We start from the raw sequence: 18,811 nt of genomic DNA on the forward strand, positions 1-18,811 counted from the left end.
CGAGGGGTTTTCGGGCCACGCCAGCCGCTTTGGGCCCGCCATGACCAGCACCGCCGAACTCACCTCGCCCTCGTCCGCCAACACGCCGCAGATCGGGGTGATCGACAGCGATTACACGCTGGAACACAAGTACACCCGCACCGACGGGCGCATCTACCTGAGTGGCGTGCAGGCGCTGGTGCGCCTGCCGCTGATGCAGCGGCTGCGCGATCAGGCGGCGGGGCTGAACACTGCCGGCTTCATCAGTGGCTACCGCGGCTCGCCGCTGGGCGGCTTCGACCTGGAGCTGTGGCGCGCGCGCAAGCACCTGGAGGCGGCGGCGGTGAAGTTCATCCCGGGCCTCAACGAGGACCTGGGCGCGACCATGGTGTGGGGCACGCAGCAGACCAACCTGTTCCCGGGCGCCAAGGTCGATGGCGTGTATTCGATGTGGTACGGCAAGGGCCCCGGCGTAGACCGCTGCGGCGACGTGTTCAAGCACGGCAATGCGGCGGGTACGTCGAAGTTCGGTGGCGTGCTGGCGCTGGCCGCCGACGACCACAACTGCCGCAGCTCCACGCTGCCGCACGGCTCGGAAGACGAATTCGTCAGTGCGATGATGCCGGTGCTGAATCCCGCCGGTGTGCAGGACATCCTCGACCTCGGTCTGGTGGGCTGGGCGATGAGCCGCTACACCGGCCGCTGGATCGGCTTCAAGACGATCGCCGAGACGGTGGAATCGTCGGCCTCGGTGCAGGTGGATCCGTTCGCGCGGCAGATCGTGATGCCGGAGGACTTCGCCATGCCGGCTGGGGGCCTCAACATCCGCTGGCCGAATCCGCCGCTCGACCAGGAAATGCGCCTGCACAAGTACGCAGTCGCCGCGGCGCAGGCATTCGCGCGGGCCAACCAGGTGGACCGGATCGTGCTGGACTCGCCGCGCGCGCGGCTGGGCATTGTCACCACCGGCAAGAGCTACCTGGACGTACTGCAGGCGCTGGAGTACCTGGGCCTGGACGAGCAGGCCTGCGCCGACATCGGCATCCGGGTCTACAAGGTCGGCATGACCTGGCCGCTGGAGCCGGTGGGCATCACCGAGTTCGCCAAGGGACTGGAAGACATCGTGGTGGTGGAGGAGAAGCGTGCCTTCATCGAGCGGCAGATGAAGGAGTACTTCTACAACTGGCCGGCGAATGCGGGCACGCGCCCGTCCATCGTCGGCAAATACGACGAGGCCGGCGAGTGGATCCTGCCGTCCACCGGCGAACTGACCCCGGCCACCATCGCCGGCGTCATCGGTCGCCGCATCCTGCGCTTCCCGCTTCCATCAAGCACTTTCACGGAATCCATCGAACAGCGCCTGCGCTGGATGGAGGAGAAGGAAGCCGAGATGGCGCTGCCGCGCGCGAACTTCCCGCGCGTGCCGCATTACTGCAGCGGTTGCCCGCACAACACCTCGACGGTGGTGCCGGAGGGCTCGCGCGCGCTCGGCGGCATCGGCTGCCACTACATGGTGACGTGGATGGACCGCGACACCGACACCTTCACGCACATGGGCGGCGAAGGCGTGACGTGGTCCGGGCAGGCGCCGTTCACCGAGACCGAGCACGTCTTCCAGAACCTGGGCGACGGCACGTTCTTCCACTCCGGCTCGCTGGCGGTGCGCCAGTCGGTGGCCACCGGGGTGAACATCACCTACAAGATCCTCTACAACGACGCCGTGGCGATGACCGGCGGCCAGCCGGTGGACGGCACGCTGTCGGTGCCGCAGATCGCGCACATGATGCGCGCCGAGGGCGTGGACACGATCGTCGTGGTCAGTGACGAGATCGGCAAGTGGGGCAAGCGCGAACTCTTCCCGACCGGCGTGGAGTTCTTCGACCGTGGCCGCCTGGACGAGGTGCAGAAGCAGCTGCGCACGGTCAAGGGCGTGTCCATCCTGATCTACGACCAGGTCTGCGCCACCGAGAAGCGTCGCCGCCGCAAGCGCGGCAAGCTGCCGGACCCGGCCAAGCGCACGATGGTCAACACGCTGGTCTGCGAAGGCTGCGGCGACTGCGGCGTGAAGAGCTTCTGCGTGTCGGTGCTGCCGAAGGAAACCGAGTTCGGCCGCAAGCGCGAGATCGACCAGTCGAACTGCAACAAGGACTTCCGCTGCGTCGACGGCTTCTGCCCCAGCTTCGTCACCGTGCACGGCGGCACGCCGCGCAAGGGCAAGAAAGCCAATGCGGCCGACCTGCTGGCCTCGCTGCCTGCCCCGGTGGTGAAGTCCGACCTGGCGCAGCCCTGGAACATCCTCATCACCGGCGTCGGTGGTACCGGCGTGGTGACCATCGGCGCGTTGCTCGGCATGGCCGGCCACCTGGAAGGCAAGGGTGCCAGCGTGCTCGACCAGACCGGCCTGGCGCAGAAGGGCGGCGCGGTGACCACGCACATCCGCATTGCGCGCACGCCGGAGGACATCCACGCCGTGCGCATCGCCGCCGGCGAAGCCGACCTGGTGCTGGGCTGCGACATGGTGGTGGTCAACGACTACTGGGTGCTGTCGAAGGTCCGTGGCGAGCGCTCGCAGGTAGTGCTGAACACCTACGAAGCCATGCCCGGCACGTTCACCACGCACCCGGACATGGAGTTCCCCGCCACCGACATCATCGCCGGCGTGAAGGTAGCGCTGGGTGGCCGCGAGCCGATGCTGGTCGATGCCACGCAGGTGGCGACCGCGCTGATGGGCGATGCGATCGCCAGCAACCTCTTCATGCTGGGCTATGCGTGGCAGCAGGGCCTGGTCCCGATCTCGTTCGACGCGATCATGCGCGCCGTCGAACTCAACGGCGCCGCCATCGAAATGAACAAGACGGCGTTCGCGTGGGGCCGACTGGCCGTGGTCAACCCGCAGGCGGTGCAGGAAGCCGCCGGCCTGATCCACAACACGCAGACCGAGAGCGAGCGCACGCCGGGCACGCTGCAGATCCTGCCGCCGGGCGAATGGGAAAGCACCGAGTGGGGCGCGAATGCCGCCCCGCGCAATCCAGGCAACGAAAGCGAATTGCGCGGTTTGCCGGACAGCGGCGCCGGCGGTGGCGACAACGTCGCCTTCCTGCCACTGGACGACCTGCGCCTGTCACGCTCGCTGGATGAACTGGTCGCACGGCGCTCGGCCTTCCTCATCGAGTACCAGGATGCTGCGTACGCGCGCCGCTACACCGACCTGGTGGCCAAGGTGCGCTCGGCCGAGAACATCAAGGCGCCGGGTTCGACGGCATTGACCGAGGCCGTGGCCCGCTACTTCTTCAAGCTGATGGCGTACAAGGACGAGTACGAAGTGGCGCGCCTGTACACCAGCGGCGATTTCAAGCGCCGCCTGCAGCAGCAGTTCGACGGCGACTACGAGGTGCACTTCCACCTCGCGCCGCCGCTGTTCGCCAGGAAGGACGCGCATGGCCGCCTGATGAAGAAGGAATATGGCCCGTGGATGTTCAAGGCCTTCGGCCTGCTGGCGAAGCTGCGCTTCCTGCGCGGCGGCACGTTCGATGTGTTCGGCTATACCGACGAGCGCAAGGGCGAGCGCCAGCTGATCGCCGACTACGAGAACACGATCAGCGACCTGCTGGCGGCATTGGACGCCGACCGCCTGGAACTGGCGGTCGAGATCGCCAGCATCCCCGAGCACATCCGCGGCTACGGCCACGTCAAGGAAAAGCACCTGCATGCCGCCAAGGCGCGCGAGGCCGAACTGCTCGGCATCTGGCGCAACCCGAAGGCGCTGCATATCGTGCAGGCGGCCTGACGATGAAAACCCCGCTCCGGCGGGGTTTTCTCTACTGGTCGGTCACGCGCTCCGTCGCCACACCAGGCAGCGGTTGTTCGCCGGCATGGCGTTGTCCTCCACCCGCAGCAGTCCGATGCCGCACGCCAGCGCATCGACCGCCTCGAAGTCGCGGATGCCGGAGGCGGGATCGCGGTCCTTCAGCCACTGCTCGAACGCGCGGTTGCTGTCGCTGGTGAAATCGCCGCCATAGTTGAACGGGCCGTAGACGACCAGCAGCCCACCGTCCTCCAGCACGGCGGCGATGCCGGCGAAGAACGCCTGCACCTGTGCCCAGCCCATGATGTGCAGGCTGTTGGCGGTGAAGACGGCATCGAACGTCGCGTCGGGCCAAGGGCCGTCGACATCCAGCTCAATCGCAGGCGGCGTATTGGGCAGGCCAGCATCGTCGCGCCACAGCGCGATGCCCGGCAGGTTGTCGGCGCGATCGCTGGCCTGCCACGACAGCCACGGCATCGCCGCGGCGAAGTGGACCGCATGCTGGCCGGTGCCGCTGCCGATTTCCAGCACACGGCGGGTGCCTGCAAAGTGACGCAGGAGTACCTCGAGGATCGGCCCCTGGTTGCGTTCGCAGGAAGGTGCGAAGGGCTTTTCCGCCATCATCCGCCCGCTGCGCGCACGTAGAAGCGCTTCGCGCCGCCTTCGCCCGCGCGCTCCTCGACCGTGAAATGGCGCGGATGCGCTTTCATCAGATCGCTGAGCTTCTTGTGGCCGTAAAGGCGGGTGTCGAAATCCGGGCGCACCTTGCTGAGGTAGCTGCCGACACTGCCGAGGAACGCCCAGCCCTGGTCGTCGCTGGCCTCTTCGATGGCCTGGCGGATCAGCCGCAGCGGCAACGACTCATGCCGGCCCTGCTCCACTGCGGGTGCGGCGGTCGGCTCGGCCTGGGCGACGGGCTTCTTCGCGGCCGGCCTGGCGGCCTTCTTCGCGGGCTTGGCCGGTGGCGGCGGTGGTGCGGACACTTCACTGCGCAGCACCTCGACATAGATGAACTTGTCGCAAGCCTGCACGAACGCGTCCGGCGTCTTGCGTTCGCCGAAGCCGTACACGGTCAGGCCTTCTTCGCGCAGCCGTTGCGCCAGGCGGGTGAAGTCGCTGTCGCTGGAGACCAGGCACACGCCATCGAAGCGCCGCGTATACATCAGGTCCATCGCGTCGATGATCAGCGAACTGTCGGTGGCGTTCTTGCCGCTGGTGTAGGCGAACTGCTGCACCGGGTTGATCGAATGCTTCAGCAGCGCCTGCTTCCACTGGGTCATGCGCGTGCTGGTGAAGTCGCCGTAGATCCGCTTCACGCTGGCCACCCCGTACTTGGCCACTTCCGCGAGCAGTCCTTCGATGACCGAAGGCTGGGCATTGTCGGCATCGATCAGCACCGCCAGCCGCGGCTGCTCTTCGTCGTTCTCTGACCGGGCGACCGGGCGGGATTTCATGCGGGGCGATTCCTGTGCGGGATGAGGCGCATTGTGCACCACGTGTGCACGGCATGACCGGCGTCACTTGACGCTGCGCTGCATGCCGACGACAGTCCGGGGGCTTTCGCTTCCGGACCCCGACATGCAACGACGCGACTTCCTCGCCCTGGGCGGACTGACCTTCGCCGGACTGGCCCTGCCCGGCACGCGCGTGATCGCCGCGGAGGCGTTGCTGGAACCCGGTGACGCGGCGAAGAAAAAGCGCCTGGCCGATATCGCGCTGGCGGCCGCCACGGCAGCAGGCGCGAGCTATTGCGATGTCCGTATCGGCCGCTACCTGCGACAGTCGCTGATCACCCGCGAAGACAAGGTGCAGAATGTGGTGAACACCGAATCCTCCGGCATCGGCGTGCGCGTGATTGCGCAGGGTGCATGGGGTTTCGCCGCGACCCACGACCAGACACCCGACGGCGTCGCGACGGCGGCACGGCAGGCGGTGGCCATCGCGCGTGCGAACGCCCGCATCCAGGACAAGCCTGTGCAGCTGGCGCCGTTGAAGGGCGTGGGCGAGGTAGCGTGGCGCACCCCGATCGTGAAGAACGCGATGGCGGTGCCGGTGAAGGAGAAGGTGGACCTGCTGCTGGGTGCCAACGCCACCGCACTCGCCGCCGGGGCCAGCTTCGCGGCGTCGCGCATGTTCGTGATCAACGAACAGAAGTACTTCGCCAGCACCGATGGCTCCTGGATCGACCAGGACGTGCACCGCATCTGGGTGCCGTTCACGGTGACGGTGGTGGACAAGGCGACCGGCCGGTTCAAGACGCGCGACGGGCTGTCCGCGCCGATGGGCATGGGCTACGAATACCTGGACGCCAATCCCGCCGACAAGATCGCGTTGCCCGGCGGCGTGGTGGCCTACGGCGCGTCGTACGACCTGCGCGAGGACATCGTGGCGGCGGCGAAGCAGGCGCGCGCCAAGCTGACTGCGCCGTCGGTGAAGCCGGGCAAGTACGACCTCGTGCTGGACCCGTCCAACCTGTTCCTGACCATCCACGAGAACGTCGGCCACCCGCTCGAGCTGGACCGCGTGCTCGGCTATGAGGCCAACTACGCCGGTACCAGCTTCGCCACGCTGGACAAGCGCGAACAGAAGTTCCAGTGGGGCAGCCCGATCGTCAACTTCACCGCCGACAAGACCGAGCCGCGCAGCCTCGGCGCGGTCGGCTACGACGACGAAGGCGTGAAGACCCGCCGCTGGGACCTGGTCAAGGACGGCGTGCTGGTGAACTACCAGGCGACCCGCGACGAAGTGCACATCCTCGGCGAGGACGCCTCGCACGGCTGCAGCTACGCCGATTCGTGGAGCAGCGTGCAATTCCAGCGCATGGCCAACGTCTCGCTGGCACCAGGCAAGGTGCCGCTGACCGTCGCCGACATGGTCAAGGATGTGGAGAACGGCCTCTATATCCACGGTCGTGGCTCCTACTCCATCGACCAGCAGCGTTACAACGCGCAGTTCGGCGGACAGCTGTACTTCGAGATAAAGAACGGCGAGGTGACGCGGCAGATCGAGGACGCCGCCTACCAGATCCGCACGCCGGAGTTCTGGAATGCCTGCACGGCGATCTGCGATGCACGCGACTTCCGCCTCGGCGGTTCGTTCTTCGACGGCAAGGGCCAGCCCAGCCAGGTGTCAGCGGTGTCGCATGGATCGGCGACCACGCGCTTCAACGGCGTCAACATCATCAATACGGCGCGGTCACTCGGGTAGTGGGCTACCGTCATCCCAGCGCACGCTGGGATCCACCTTGATCCTCACGTCGTGCCCGGCAGAGCCTCAAAAGCCAATGGATCCCAGCGTGCGCTGGGATGACGGCAGGTGCCCCCACCCTGGGGCGCGCTGCTTCGCATCTTCCTGCGCCGTCGAGTCCGACGAAGGTCGCATCTATGCCGAAAGTCATTTGACGCTGTCGGCACGCAAGGCAAGAATCGGGGACGACCTGCGCGGGGATGGCGCGGGCCACAACGCGTCCGTCGCAGTCCCCGCCTGCCCATGCAGGCCCAACCGGTGGAGAACAGCCTTGCAACGTCGTGACTTTCTGGCCCTGACCGGCCTCAGCGTAGGCGGCCTGATGGTGCCGTCCTTCTTCGGCAAGGCGATCGCCGCCGAGCAACTGCAGTCCACCCTGGACGTCGCCTTCAAGAAGCGCCTTGCCGATGCCGCACTGGCGGCGGCCAAGCAGGCCGGCGCGACCTACTGCGACGTCCGCATCGGCCGCTACCTGCGCCAGTTCGTGATCACCCGCGAGGACAAGGTGCAGAACGTGGTGAACACCGAGTCCACCGGTGCCGGCATCCGCGTGATCGCCAACGGCGCCTGGGGCTTCGCCGCCACCAACACGCTCACCGCCGAAGGCGTGGCCAGCGCCGCGCGCCAGGCGGCCGCCATCGCCAAGGCCAACAGCAAGACCCAAACCGCGCCGGTGCAACTGGCCAAGGCGCCGGGCTTCGGTGAAGTGGCGTGGAAGACGCCGATCAAGAAGAACGCGATGGAGGTGCCGATCAAGGACAAGGTCGACCTGCTGCTGGGCGTGAACGCCGCCGCGATCAACGCAGGCGCGGACTTCGTCAACTCGATGATGTTCCTGGTCAACGAGCAGAAGTATTTCGCCAGCACCGACGGCTCGTACATCGACCAGGACGTGCACCGCATCTGGGTACCGATGACCGTGACCGCCATCGACAAGGCCAGCGGCAAGTTCCGTACCCGCGACGGCCTGTCCTCGCCGATGGGCCTGGGCTACGAGTACCTGGACGGCGACGCGTCGCAGAAGTTCACCACGCCCAACGGGGTGATCAACTACGGCCTGTCCTACGACATGAAGGAAGACGCCATCGCCTCGGCCAAGCAGGCGCGCGCCAAGCTGACCGCGCCTTCTGTGAAGCCGGGCAAGTACGACCTGGTGCTGGACCCGTCGCACACCTGGCTGACCATCCACGAATCCGTCGGCCATCCGCTGGAACTGGATCGCGTGCTGGGCTACGAGGCCAACTACGCCGGCACCAGCTTCGCCACCCTGGACAAGCGCGAGCAGCGCTTCCAGTACGGCAGCGAGCTAGTCAACCTGTTCGCCGACAAGACCCAGCCCGGCAGCCTGGGCGCGGTCGGCTACGACGACGAAGGCGTCAAGACCAAGCGCTGGGACCTGGTCAGCGCCGGCAAGCTGGTGGACTACCAGACCATCCGCGACCAGGCGCACATCCTGGGCAAGACCGAATCCGACGGCTGCTGCTACGCCGACTCGTGGAGCAGCGTTCAGTTCCAGCGCATGGCCAACGTGTCGCTGGCGGCAGGCAAGCAGAAGCTCTCGGTCGCCGACATGGTCAAGGATGTCGAGAACGGCATCTACATCATCGGCGACGGTTCGTTCTCCATCGACCAGCAGCGCTACAACGCGCAGTTCGGCGGCCAGCTGTTCTACGAGATCAAGAACGGCAAGATCACCCAGCAGATCGAGGACGTGGCCTACCAGATCCGCACGCCGGAGTTCTGGAACGCCTGCGCCGCCGTCTGCGACGAAAGCGACTACCGCCTGGGCGGTTCGTTCTTCGACGGCAAGGGCCAGCCCGGCCAGGTGTCCGCCGTCTCGCACGGTTCGTCCACCGCGCGCTTCAACGGCATCAACGTCATCAACACCGCCCGCTCGCTCGGCTGACCGGCGCTTTAAGGAGATCACCAGAACATGAGCATCCTCACCGAAGCGCAGGCCAAGGCCATCCTGGACAAGGTCATCGCGCTGTCCAAGGCCGATGAGTGCACCGCGTCCCTCACCGGCTCGATCGAAGGCAACATCCGTTTCGCCCTCAACAATGTGTCCACCAGCGGCATCGTCAGCAATACCGACCTGGCCGTGCAGGTGGCGTTCGGCAAGCGCACCGGCGTGGCGACGATCAACGAGTTCGACGACGCCTCGCTGGAGCGCGTGGTCCGTCGGGCGGAAGACCTCGCCCGCCTGGCGCCGGAGAACCCGGAATTCATGCCGGCCGTCGAGAAGCAGACCTACAAGCCCAGCCCCACGTTCAGCGAATCCACCGCCGCCATCACGCCGGAGTTCCGCGCGCAGGTAGCCGCCGACTCGATCGGTCCGTGCAAGGCGGAGAAGTTGATCGCCGCCGGCTTCCTGGAAGACGGCCAGAGCTTCGTCGCCTTCGCCAACAGCAAGGGCAACTTCGGCTACCAGAAGGCCACCGCGTTCAACTACACCTGCACGGTACGCACCGAAGACGGCCGGGGTTCCGGCTGGGTGGGCCGCAACCTGAAGGATGCGAACACCTTCAAGGCCGACAGCGACATCCGCACTGCGATGCGCAAGGCCAGTGAATCGGCCGAAGCGAAGGCGCTGGAACCGGGCAAGTACACGGTCATCCTGGAGCCCGCGGCGGCGGCCGGCCTGATCTCCTTCATGATGAACTTCTTCGATGCGCGCCAGGCTGACGAAGGCCGCAGCTTCCTGTCCAAGAAGGGCGGCGGCAACAAGCTGGGCGAGCAGGTCTACGATCCCCGCGTGAACATCAGCGCCGACCCGTGGCACCCCGGTGCGGAAGTGATGCCGTGGGACAGCGAAGGCCTGCCGCGCGAGAAGATGGCCATCGTCGAAAATGGCAAGGTGGTCAACCTGGAGTACTCGCGCTTCTGGGCCCAGAAGCAGGGCAAGCGTGCGATCGGTTCGCCGGGCAACCTGCTGGTGGCTGGCGGCACCAAGTCCACCGCCGAGCTGGTCGCCGGTACGCAGAAGGGCATCCTGGTCACGCGCACGTGGTACATCCGCATGGTCGACCCGCAGACCGTGCTGCTGACCGGCCTGACCCGCGACGGCACGTTCTACATCGAGAACGGACAGATCAAGCACCCGGTGAAGAACTTCCGCTTCAACGAATCGCCAGTGATCATGCTCAACAACATCGAAGAGCTCGGCAAGCCGGTGCGCGTGGCTGGCGACGAGTCCAGCTTCGTGATGATGATCCCGCCGATGAAGCTGCGCGACTTCACGTTCACGTCGCTGTCGGACGCGGTGTAAACGCGAGCGCGATCTGCTCCCTCCCCCGCCCGCGGGGGAGGGCTGGGGTGGGGGCCCGACGAAATCGCACGCGTTCCGCGCTACGGAGCGCACCAAAGCCCTCTCCTTCGTGCTCCGCATCCTTCGATGAAACCCCTCGTGCTCTTGCCCTCGCCCCTATCCCAACCTTCCCCCGCACGCGGGGGAAGGGGTGGTTTCCCGTGACGATGACACGCGCCGGCTTCCTGCGACTCATGGCCGGCGGCCTGGCGGGCGCCCTGCTGGCCGGGCCGATGCGCAGCGCGCGCGCTGCCGGCAACTACGACTTTTGGTTCACCCGCCTGAAGTACGACTCCGGCGACTGGGACGTGGACGCGCGCATGCCGTCCAACCTCATCACCTCGCTGATCGACTACACCACCCTGCGTGTGGACCCGAAGGAACACGTGCTGGCGCTGTCCGACCCGCGCATGCTGACGGCGCCGTTCTGCTACCTGGCCGGGCACAAGCTGGTGGAGTTCAGCCCAGCGGAGCGTCGCAACTTCGAGCGTTACGTGCGCAATGGCGGCTTCGTGTTCGTGGACGACTGCAACCATGACATCGACGGCCTGTTCGCCAAGTCGTTCGAAGCGCAGATGGCGTCGATCTTCGGCGCGAAGGCGATGAAGAAACTGCCGAACACGCATGCCGTCTACCGCAGCTTCTTCAAGTTCGACGGCCCGCCGGCCACCAGCTTCGAACTCAACGGCTGGGGCGACGACCTGGTGCACGAGTACCTGCAGGGCATCGAGATCAACGGTCGCCTCGGCGTGCTCTACAGCAACAAGGACTACGGCTGCGAGTGGGACTACGACTGGCGCAACAAGCGCTTCCTGGCCGAGGACAACACGAAGTTCGGCGTCAATCTCGTGATCTATGCGTTGACGACATGATCACCAAACCACCTCTGTAGGAGGGGCTTCCAGCCCTGACCGTGAACCCGCAGAAGAGCATCGGGGCTGAAGCCCCTCCTACATCCCTCCTTCCGACGAACACGCCAATGCCCCCCATCACCGAATCCGACCTCCAGCAACAGCTCGCCAAACTGGGCGAACTCCGTGCCGCCATCGGCCAGGCCATCGTCGGCCAGCAGGACGTGGTGGAGCAGTTGCTGATCGGCCTGCTGGCCGGTGGCCACTGCCTGCTGGAAGGCGTGCCGGGACTGGGCAAGACGCTGCTGGTGCGTTCGCTGGGCCAGGCGCTGCACCTGCAGTTCCGCCGCGTGCAGTTCACGCCCGACCTGATGCCCAGCGACATTCTGGGCACCGAGCTTCTGGAAGAGGACCACGGCACCGGCCACCGCCATTTCCGTTTCCAGCCCGGCCCCATCTTCACCAACCTGCTGCTGGCCGACGAGTTGAACCGCACGCCGCCGAAGACGCAGGCCGCACTGCTGGAGGCGATGCAGGAACGTACCGTCAGCTATGCCGGCACCACGCACGCACTGCCTTCGCCGTTCTTCGTGCTGGCCACGCAGAATCCGCTGGAACAGGCCGGCACGTATCCGCTGCCGGAGGCGCAGCTGGACCGTTTCCTGCTGCACATCCGGGTCGAGTATCCGACCGAACAGGAAGAGCACGACATCCTGGCGCAGACGACCGGTCGCGCCGGTGGCGACGTGCCACGGGTGATGGACGGCACCGAGGTGCTGGCCCTGCAGCAGCACGTGCGCGACGTGCATGTCAGCGAGGATCTGCTGCGCTGGATCACCAGGCTCGTGCGCGCCAGCCGCCCCGGCGACGGCGTGCCCGACGAGGTACGCAAGTACGTGCGCTGGGGCGCCGGTCCGCGCGCCGGCCAATCGCTGGTGCTGGCGGCCAAGGCCCGCGCGCTGCTGCACGGCCGCCTGGCGGCGACGCGCGAGGATATCGCCGCCTTGGCCAAGCCGGTGATGCGCCACCGCCTGCTGCTGTCGTTCGCCGCCGAAGCCGAACAGGTGGGCGCCGACGACGTGATCGCCGCGCTGCTGCGCGGCGTGCCGCTTGCCGCCTGATCCCGACGGCATCGTGGCGCACGACCTGATCCCCGCCGACGTCCGCAGCCGGTTGAAGGACCTGCGGCTGACCGCACGTCGCGCCATCGGCACGCAAGGCATCGGGCTGCACCACAGCCGCAGCCGCGGCGCGGGCCTGGAGTTCGCCCAATACCGCGCATACGAACCCGGCGACGAGCTGCGCCAGATCGACTGGAAACTGTATGCGCGCTCGGACCGCTTCTTCGTGCGCGAGGCGGAGCGGGAGAGTCCGCTGACGGTATGGATCATGCTCGACGCCACCGCCTCGATGGCACAGGGCGACGGCACGCGCGGTACACGCTTCGATGCCGCGCGTGCACTGGTCGCCTGCATCGCCGAACTGGCGCTGCGCCAGGGCGACCGCTTCGGTCTCCTGGTGCTGCATGGCGGCGGCGTGCGCCTGGTGGCGCCGGGCAACGGGGCGCGCCAGCGCGACCAGCTGCTCCTCGCGCTGCATGGATTGCATGCCAGCGGCATGTTTCCCGCCGTCGACACGTTGGCGCCGGTGTTCGAGCGCATCGGCGCGGGCGACCTGGTGCTGGCACTCAGCGACTGGTTCGACGATGCGATGCTTGCGCTGGCCGAACGCCTGGCGTCCGCAAGGCGCGAGGTGCTGGCGATCCAGCTGCTGACGACCGAGGAACGCGACTTCCCGTTCAATGGCGGCCATCGTTTCCGCGATCCGGAATCCGGCGAGGAGCTGCTGGGCGATGCGGTGGCTCTGCGCGGCGACTACCTGCAACGCTTCGCCGACGCGCAGCGCGCACTGGATGCGCGGCTGGACGCCAGCGGTATCCGCCATGCCCGTTACGTGATGGACCAGCCGCTGGACCTGCCGCTGCGACGGCTTTTCGGCGCACGCGATGCCGCGGAGTACGCATGAGCCTGGCGTTCCTGCTGCCGGCCGGCTTTGCCGCACTCGCCGCGTTGGCGCTTCCCCTGCTGCTGCACCTGGCGCGCAGGCACGAGCAGAAGCCGACCGACTTCGCCGCACTGCGCTGGTTGCGGCAGAAACCGAAGCCGCGCCACCGCATCCGCTTCGACGAATGGCCGTTGCTGTTGCTGCGCCTGTTGCTGCTTGCGCTGCTCGCACTCTGGCTGGCGCGGCCCGTGCTGTCGGGCCTGGACGATACGCGCCCGTGGATCGTCGTCGTGCCGGGCGTGGAGGCCGCCGTGGCGCAAGCGCAGGCGAAGGAACCCCGCACGCGGCTGCACTGGCTGGCGCCGGGCTTCCCGGCGCTGGAAGAACCGGCGCCGTCCGGCACGCCCGCCGTCGGCAGCCTGCTGCGGCAGCTGGACGCGGAACTGCCGCCCGGCGTCGCGTTGACGGTCCTCGTTCCAGCGACGCTGCAGGGGGCGGATGCCGAGCGACCCGCGTTGTCGCGCACGGTGACCTGGAAGATTGTCGAGGGCGCGATGCAGGCGACGCCCGCCGCCGCCGCGGCACCGCTTGCGCTGGTCGTTCGCCACGAAGCCGACGACGACCGCGGGCTGCGCTACCTGCGCGCCGCCGCGCGCGCATGGCAACCGACCAACGCAACGGGAACTGCGGCCGCGCAGATCGGCACGACCGGCGCGCCGTTGCCCGCGCCGTCGCATCCGCTGGTCTGGCTGGCGCCCGGGCCGGTGCCGGCGCCGGTCGTGCAATGGATCTCGGCCGGCGGCACTGCGTTGCTGGCCCGGGAGAGCACGCTGGATGGCGTCGCAATGACGTCGGTGGCCTGGCGCGATGCCGATGGCGCGCCGCTGGTCGAAGCGGCGGTGCACGGCCAGGGTCGCGTGCTGCGCTTCACCCGGCCACTGCGACCCGACGCGATGCCGGCTCTCGTCGAAGCGGATTTCCCGCGCCGCTTGCGCGCGTTGTTCGATGCGCCCGTCGTGCCGCCGACGCGCGTGCCCGCCGGTGACTACGCGCCCGTCGGCGGCGGTGCGGCCTACCCCGTCGCGCCGCGCGACCTGCAGCCCTGGCTGGCGCTGCTGATCGCGCTGCTCGTGCTGGTGGAGCGCTGGATGGCGACGCGACGCACGCGGAGCCCGGCGCCATGACGCTGTCGGCCTTCGACCGCCTCGCCCAGGTCCGCCGCCACGTAGGCGCGGGCCAGCTGCTGCTGGGCGCGGCCATGCCCGTTGCGCTGGGCGGCGTGCTGTGGCGCCTCGCACCGCCCGCGCTGGCGATCGCGGTCACCGTGGCGGGAATCGCGGTGCTGGCGCTGCTCGCCTGGCGCCGGACGCGCGCCTTCGACAACGCCTGGCTGGTGCGCCAACTGGATGCGCGACGCAGGGACCTCGACGACAGCAGCGACCTGCTGCTTGCACCGCAGGCACCGCTGACGCCGTTGCAGCAGTTGCAGCAGGCCCGCGTGCGCGAACGCTTGCGCATGCAGCCGGCGCCGGACCTGCGCGCACCGTGGCCATGGGCCCGCATCGTCGCGATGTGGTGCGTCGCGGCGATCGTGATCGTCGCGGCGGCGCTCTGGCCCGCGCGCACGCCGGGCGCCGGCGCGCTCGCACCCGCGGACGATGTCGCGCCGGTGATCCCCGGTGTTCCGCGCCTGGTCGCGCAACGGTTGCACGTGGCGCCGCCGTCGTACACCGGCCAATCGCCCCGCGACGAGGCCACGCTGGACGCGAAGGCGCCCGCAGGCTCGCGGCTCACGTGGACGCTACGCTTCGACCCGCAACCGACGCAGGCGCATCTTGTCTTCCACGATGGCCAGCGCATCGTGCTGGACCGCGACGGCGACACCTGGCGCGCGACGCACGTGCTGGCCAAGTCCACGCTGTACCGCGTGGTCGCCGCCGGCACCGAGGCGCAGCCGCCATCGAAGCTGCGCCGGCTGGATGCCATCCCCGATCGCGCGCCGGAGGTGCGGGTGCTGGCCCCGGATCGCGGCCTGAGTCTCGTCAGCGTGGGACAGACACGCTGGGCGCTGGCCTTCGAGGCGCGCGACGACTACGGCATCGCGCCTGCCGCCACGCTCAAGCTGACGCTGGCCCAGGGCAGCGGCGAGAACATTGCCTTCAAGGAGCAGGTGATGACGGTGCGTGGCACGGGCCCGGCGAACGCACGGCGCTTTGGCGCCTCTCTGGACCTGAAAGCACTCGGCATGGCGGTGGGTGACGACCTGATCGCGCAACTGACCGTGCACGACAACCGCACGCCGTCGCCGCAGGCCGCGCAGAGTCCCGGTTTGATCCTGCGCTGGCCGGCCGACCTGGGCGCCGAAAGCACGGGCCTGGAGGGCATGGTGAAGAAGGTGATGCCCGCCTACTTCCGCAGCCAGCGCCAGATCATCATCGACGCCGAGGCGCTGCAGAAGCAGAAGCGCACGATGCCGTCGGAAAAATTCGTCACCCGCTCAGACGCGATCGGCGTGGACCAGCGCATCCTGCGCCTGCGCTATGGCCAGTTCCTCGGCGAAGAGGCCGAGGGCGAGCCGCAACCGCCACCCACGAATGACGGCGAAACCCACACGGACGACGACGGGCACGATCACGCCAGCGAAGCGGGCGGGACGGACGACGGACACGGCCATGAACAGGCCACCAGCGCGACCGGGGCTTCGTTCGGCCGCGAAGCCGACGTGCTGGAGGCCTATGGCCACACGCACGACCACGCCGAAGCGGCGACTCTGCTGGATCCGGAAACCCGCGCGACGCTGAAGAAGGCGCTGGACCAGATGTGGCAGTCGGAACTGCACCTGCGCCAGGGTCAGCCCGACAGGGCGTTGCCCTTTGCCTACAAGGCACTCGAGTACATCAAGCAGGTGCAGCAGGCCACGCGCATCTACCTGGCGCGCGTAGGGCCGGAACTGCCGCCGATCGACGAGACGCGCCGCATGGGCGGTGATCGCACGGGCCTCGCGCCGCGCCCGCTGGGAAGCCTCGAACGCGCGCCCGAGGGCGCGGAGTCGGCGCCGGCACGCGCATGGCGGTCGCTCGCCCACGATGGCGTTCCCGCCGATGCGGCCGACCTGGATGCACTGCAGGTCTGGTTGCGTGCGAACGAGGCACGCATGCCCGACGCGCTCGATCTGTTCGCCGCCATCGACGAGGTGCGGGGCGAACCGGGCTGTGCCGCGTGCCGGGCCCGGCTGCGTGCGCTGCTATGGTCGGCGTCGGCGCAACCGCCCGCGCAGGTGCCGCGGCGTGATGCGCTGGATGACGTGGGCCGCCGCTATCTCGACGCCCTGCAACCGGAGCCGGTGCGATGAGCCTGGACACCTCGCTGCCGCTGCTGCTGTCCACGCTGCTGGCGCTCGCTGTCGTGATCGCGTGGGTGCGCCTGACACACTGGCGGCGCACTGCCGCCGACCGGCATGGCACGTCGCTGCGCTTTGCGATGCTGTGCGCGTTGCAACCGGTCTTCGCGGCGCTGCTCTTCTTCACGCTCCTGCCACCCCGCCAGACCGCAACCCCCGGCATGCTGGTGGTGATGACGGCGCAGGCCGACCGCGTCGCCCTGCCCGCCCCATGGCAGGGCCAGCCGCGCATCGCGCTCCCGGAAGCGCCGGCGATGGCGGATGCGGAGCGTGCGCCAGACCTTGGCACGGCCCTTCGCCGGCGTCCGGATGCGCAGACGCTGCACATCGTCGGTGCCGGACTGGAAGCGCGTGATCGCGACGCGGTCGGTGGCCGGACGATCACCTTTTCGCCCGCACCGTTGCCACGCGGCATCGTGGCACTGTCGCCCGTCGCCATCGCCACACCAGGCGCGCCCTTCGCCGTCAGCGGGCGGGTGAACGGCGCTTCACCGGCGACCGTGGTGCTGCGCGACCCCGCAGGCCAGCGTATCGACGCGACCGCCGTCGATGCGCGCGGCAACTTCCATCTGACGGGACTGGCGCGGCTGCCCGGCCCCGCGTTGTTCCGGGTGGAGATGCTGGATGCGCGCCACGCAGTGATCGATGCCGTGGGCTTGCCGGTGTGGACGCAGGCGGCGGCGCCCCCTCGCGTGTGGGCACTCGCCGGGGCGCCCAATGCCGAATGGAAGTACCTGCGTCGCTGGGCCACCGATGCGGGGATCGACCTGCACCTGCAGGTCAGCCTGGGCGGCGGCCTTCAACTGGGTGATGCGCCACTGCCGATGACGGCCGATACGCTGCGCCGCTTCGACCTGGTCGTGCTGGATGCGCGCAGCGCAGCGGCACTGGGCGACGGCCAGCGCGCGGCGTTGGCCGCTGCGGTACGCGATGGCCTGGGCGTGTTGCTGCGCATCGACGGAACGGTGCCACCGGCGACGCAACGGACGCTGGGCGTGTCCCTGACGGGCGACGATGAAGCCGAGTTCCACCTGCCGCGGGCCGCGCCGGATGACGACGCCTGGCGCGCACGACGCGGCGTGGGTAACGCGGACACGCCTGTCGACAGCGACGCGATCACCGGTGGCCTGCCCGTGCTGACACGACGTGATGTGCGCGTGGTGTCGACGGACGCGATTCCGTTGGTGCGCGATGCCAGCGACGCGGCAATCGCATGGTGGCGCAGCGAAGGACGGGGTCGCATCGGGGTGTGGACGCCGGTCGACACGTACGCACTGGTGCTGGCGGGGCATCCCGACCTGCACGCGTCCCTGTGGTCGCAGGCATTCGGCACGCTCGCCCGCGCCGGCACGCGCACAGCATCTCAGATCCCTGCACAGATCCGCGCCCCGCAGCGCGCCGCGTTCTGCCACCTCGCCGATGGTGCGCGCATCACCGCCCCCGACGGCACCGTCACCCGACTGCAGCGCGACCCGGCCACCGGCGATGCGCGCTGCGCCGGCTACTGGCCACGCCTTACCGGATGGCACCAGTTGAACGTGGGCGAAGACAGCACGCCTTTCCACGTCCGCGCCGCGGACGACGCGCCGCACCTGCACGCCATGGACCTGCGCACGCGTACCGAACACCTCGCTGCGGCGCCACGCGCGCGCCACCTGACGCGTGCGCCTGCGGCGCAGGGTCCGCGCGGTCCGGCCTGGCCGTGGTTCCTGGGTTGGCTGGCGACAGCGGGCCTGCTGTGGTGGCTGGAACGGCGTCGCCCGGCGGCCGGTTAACGAGTATCGAATGTCAGGTGCGTAATCCTTCCTTCAGTCCCATTGTCCGGAGTTCCGCATGATCCGAGCCGCCATCCCCGCCCTGCTGCTGACCCTCTCGCTGGCGGCCTGTTCCGCACCCGATACCGATGAACAGACGGCGGCCGCGGAACAGTCGCAGGCCGCGGCCAGCGAAGCCGCCACGCCTCCCGCCGCCACGCCTGCACCGGCCGAACTCGCCGGCAGCTGCGACGACACCCAGGCGCAATGGATCATCGGCAAGACACCGGCCGAGAAGGACATCGAACAGGCGCGCACCGACAGCAAGTCCAGTGCCGTGCGCAGCCTGAAACCGGGTGACGCCGCGACGATGGACTTCAATCCCGACCGCCTCAACATCATCCTCGACGACAAGGGCGTCGCGACCTCGGTCAACTGCGGCTGACCCACGCCCGGCCATCCTGC

13 protein-coding genes are annotated in these 18,811 nt (G+C 68.4%); 11 read left to right on the forward strand and 2 right to left on the reverse strand.

All coding sequences use genetic code 11. From position 1 onward, the window contains the following. The first annotated feature begins 40 nt into the window (after positions 1 to 40). Entirely contained in the window at positions 41 to 3,766 is a 3,726-nt protein-coding gene (locus WBN46_RS18045; protein WP_337732789.1) for an indolepyruvate ferredoxin oxidoreductase family protein, read from the forward strand. Between the two features lie 42 nt (positions 3,767 to 3,808). On the opposite strand, the gene WBN46_RS18050 is transcribed toward WBN46_RS18045, so the two are convergent. Together WBN46_RS18050 and WBN46_RS18055 are read right to left on the reverse strand one after the other, a co-directional pair. After that, positions 3,809 to 4,405, reverse strand: a complete 597-nt coding sequence (locus tag WBN46_RS18050; protein WP_337732790.1) for a DUF938 domain-containing protein — start codon at positions 4,403 to 4,405, stop codon at positions 3,809 to 3,811. After that, on the reverse strand, positions 4,405 to 5,238 hold the full coding sequence (locus WBN46_RS18055) for an NYN domain-containing protein (protein ID WP_337732791.1): 834 nt from the start codon (positions 5,236 to 5,238) through the stop codon (positions 4,405 to 4,407). Before WBN46_RS18055 ends, WBN46_RS18050 begins: the two co-directional genes overlap by 1 nt. Positions 5,239 to 5,362: 124 nt before the next feature. On the opposite strand from WBN46_RS18055, the gene WBN46_RS18060 reads away from it, so the two are divergent. The 10 genes from WBN46_RS18060 (at position 5,363) to WBN46_RS18105 (ending at position 18,791) form a co-directional block, all read left to right on the forward strand. Beyond that, positions 5,363 to 6,991, forward strand: a complete 1,629-nt coding sequence (locus WBN46_RS18060; protein ID WP_337732792.1) for a TldD/PmbA family protein — start codon at positions 5,363 to 5,365, stop codon at positions 6,989 to 6,991. A 310-nt stretch (positions 6,992 to 7,301) separates the two neighbouring features. After that, positions 7,302 to 8,936, forward strand: a complete 1,635-nt coding sequence (locus tag WBN46_RS18065) for a TldD/PmbA family protein (RefSeq protein ID WP_337732793.1) — start codon at positions 7,302 to 7,304, stop codon at positions 8,934 to 8,936. A 27-nt stretch (positions 8,937 to 8,963) separates the two neighbouring features. After that, positions 8,964 to 10,298: a TldD/PmbA family protein gene (locus tag WBN46_RS18070; RefSeq protein ID WP_192203021.1), complete on the forward strand. Its 1,335-nt coding sequence runs from the start codon at positions 8,964 to 8,966 to the stop codon at positions 10,296 to 10,298. A gap of 206 nt (positions 10,299 to 10,504) precedes the next feature. Then, positions 10,505 to 11,209: a DUF4159 domain-containing protein gene (locus WBN46_RS18075; protein WP_337732921.1), complete on the forward strand. Its 705-nt coding sequence runs from the start codon at positions 10,505 to 10,507 to the stop codon at positions 11,207 to 11,209. A gap of 107 nt (positions 11,210 to 11,316) precedes the next feature. Further along, on the forward strand, positions 11,317 to 12,309 hold the full coding sequence (locus tag WBN46_RS18080) for a MoxR family ATPase (protein WP_192203022.1): 993 nt from the start codon (positions 11,317 to 11,319) through the stop codon (positions 12,307 to 12,309). Next, positions 12,299 to 13,213 carry a DUF58 domain-containing protein gene (locus WBN46_RS18085; RefSeq protein WP_337732794.1) on the forward strand — a complete coding sequence of 305 codons (915 nt, stop codon included), beginning with the start codon at positions 12,299 to 12,301 and terminating at the stop codon, positions 13,211 to 13,213. Before WBN46_RS18080 ends, WBN46_RS18085 begins: the two co-directional genes overlap by 11 nt. Further along, positions 13,210 to 14,376, forward strand: a complete 1,167-nt coding sequence (locus tag WBN46_RS18090) for a BatA domain-containing protein (protein WP_337732795.1) — start codon at positions 13,210 to 13,212, stop codon at positions 14,374 to 14,376. Before WBN46_RS18085 ends, WBN46_RS18090 begins: the two co-directional genes overlap by 4 nt. Next, positions 14,373 to 16,544 (forward strand): hypothetical protein, encoded by a 2,172-nt coding sequence (locus WBN46_RS18095; protein ID WP_337732796.1) that lies wholly within the window; start codon positions 14,373 to 14,375, stop codon positions 16,542 to 16,544. Before WBN46_RS18090 ends, WBN46_RS18095 begins: the two co-directional genes overlap by 4 nt. Beyond that, entirely contained in the window at positions 16,541 to 18,367 is a 1,827-nt protein-coding gene (locus WBN46_RS18100) for a carboxypeptidase regulatory-like domain-containing protein (RefSeq protein ID WP_337732797.1), read from the forward strand. The genes WBN46_RS18095 and WBN46_RS18100 overlap by 4 nt, the downstream gene beginning before the upstream one ends. Before the next feature lie 58 nt (positions 18,368 to 18,425). Continuing rightward, positions 18,426 to 18,791 carry an I78 family peptidase inhibitor gene (locus tag WBN46_RS18105; RefSeq protein WP_337732798.1) on the forward strand — a complete coding sequence of 122 codons (366 nt, stop codon included), beginning with the start codon at positions 18,426 to 18,428 and terminating at the stop codon, positions 18,789 to 18,791. Positions 18,792 to 18,811: the final 20 nt, after the last annotated feature.

The sequence above is a fragment of the Pseudoxanthomonas sp. CCNWLW251 genome (genome assembly GCF_037402255.1).
Lineage (GTDB): Bacteria > Pseudomonadota > Gammaproteobacteria > Xanthomonadales > Xanthomonadaceae > Pseudoxanthomonas_A.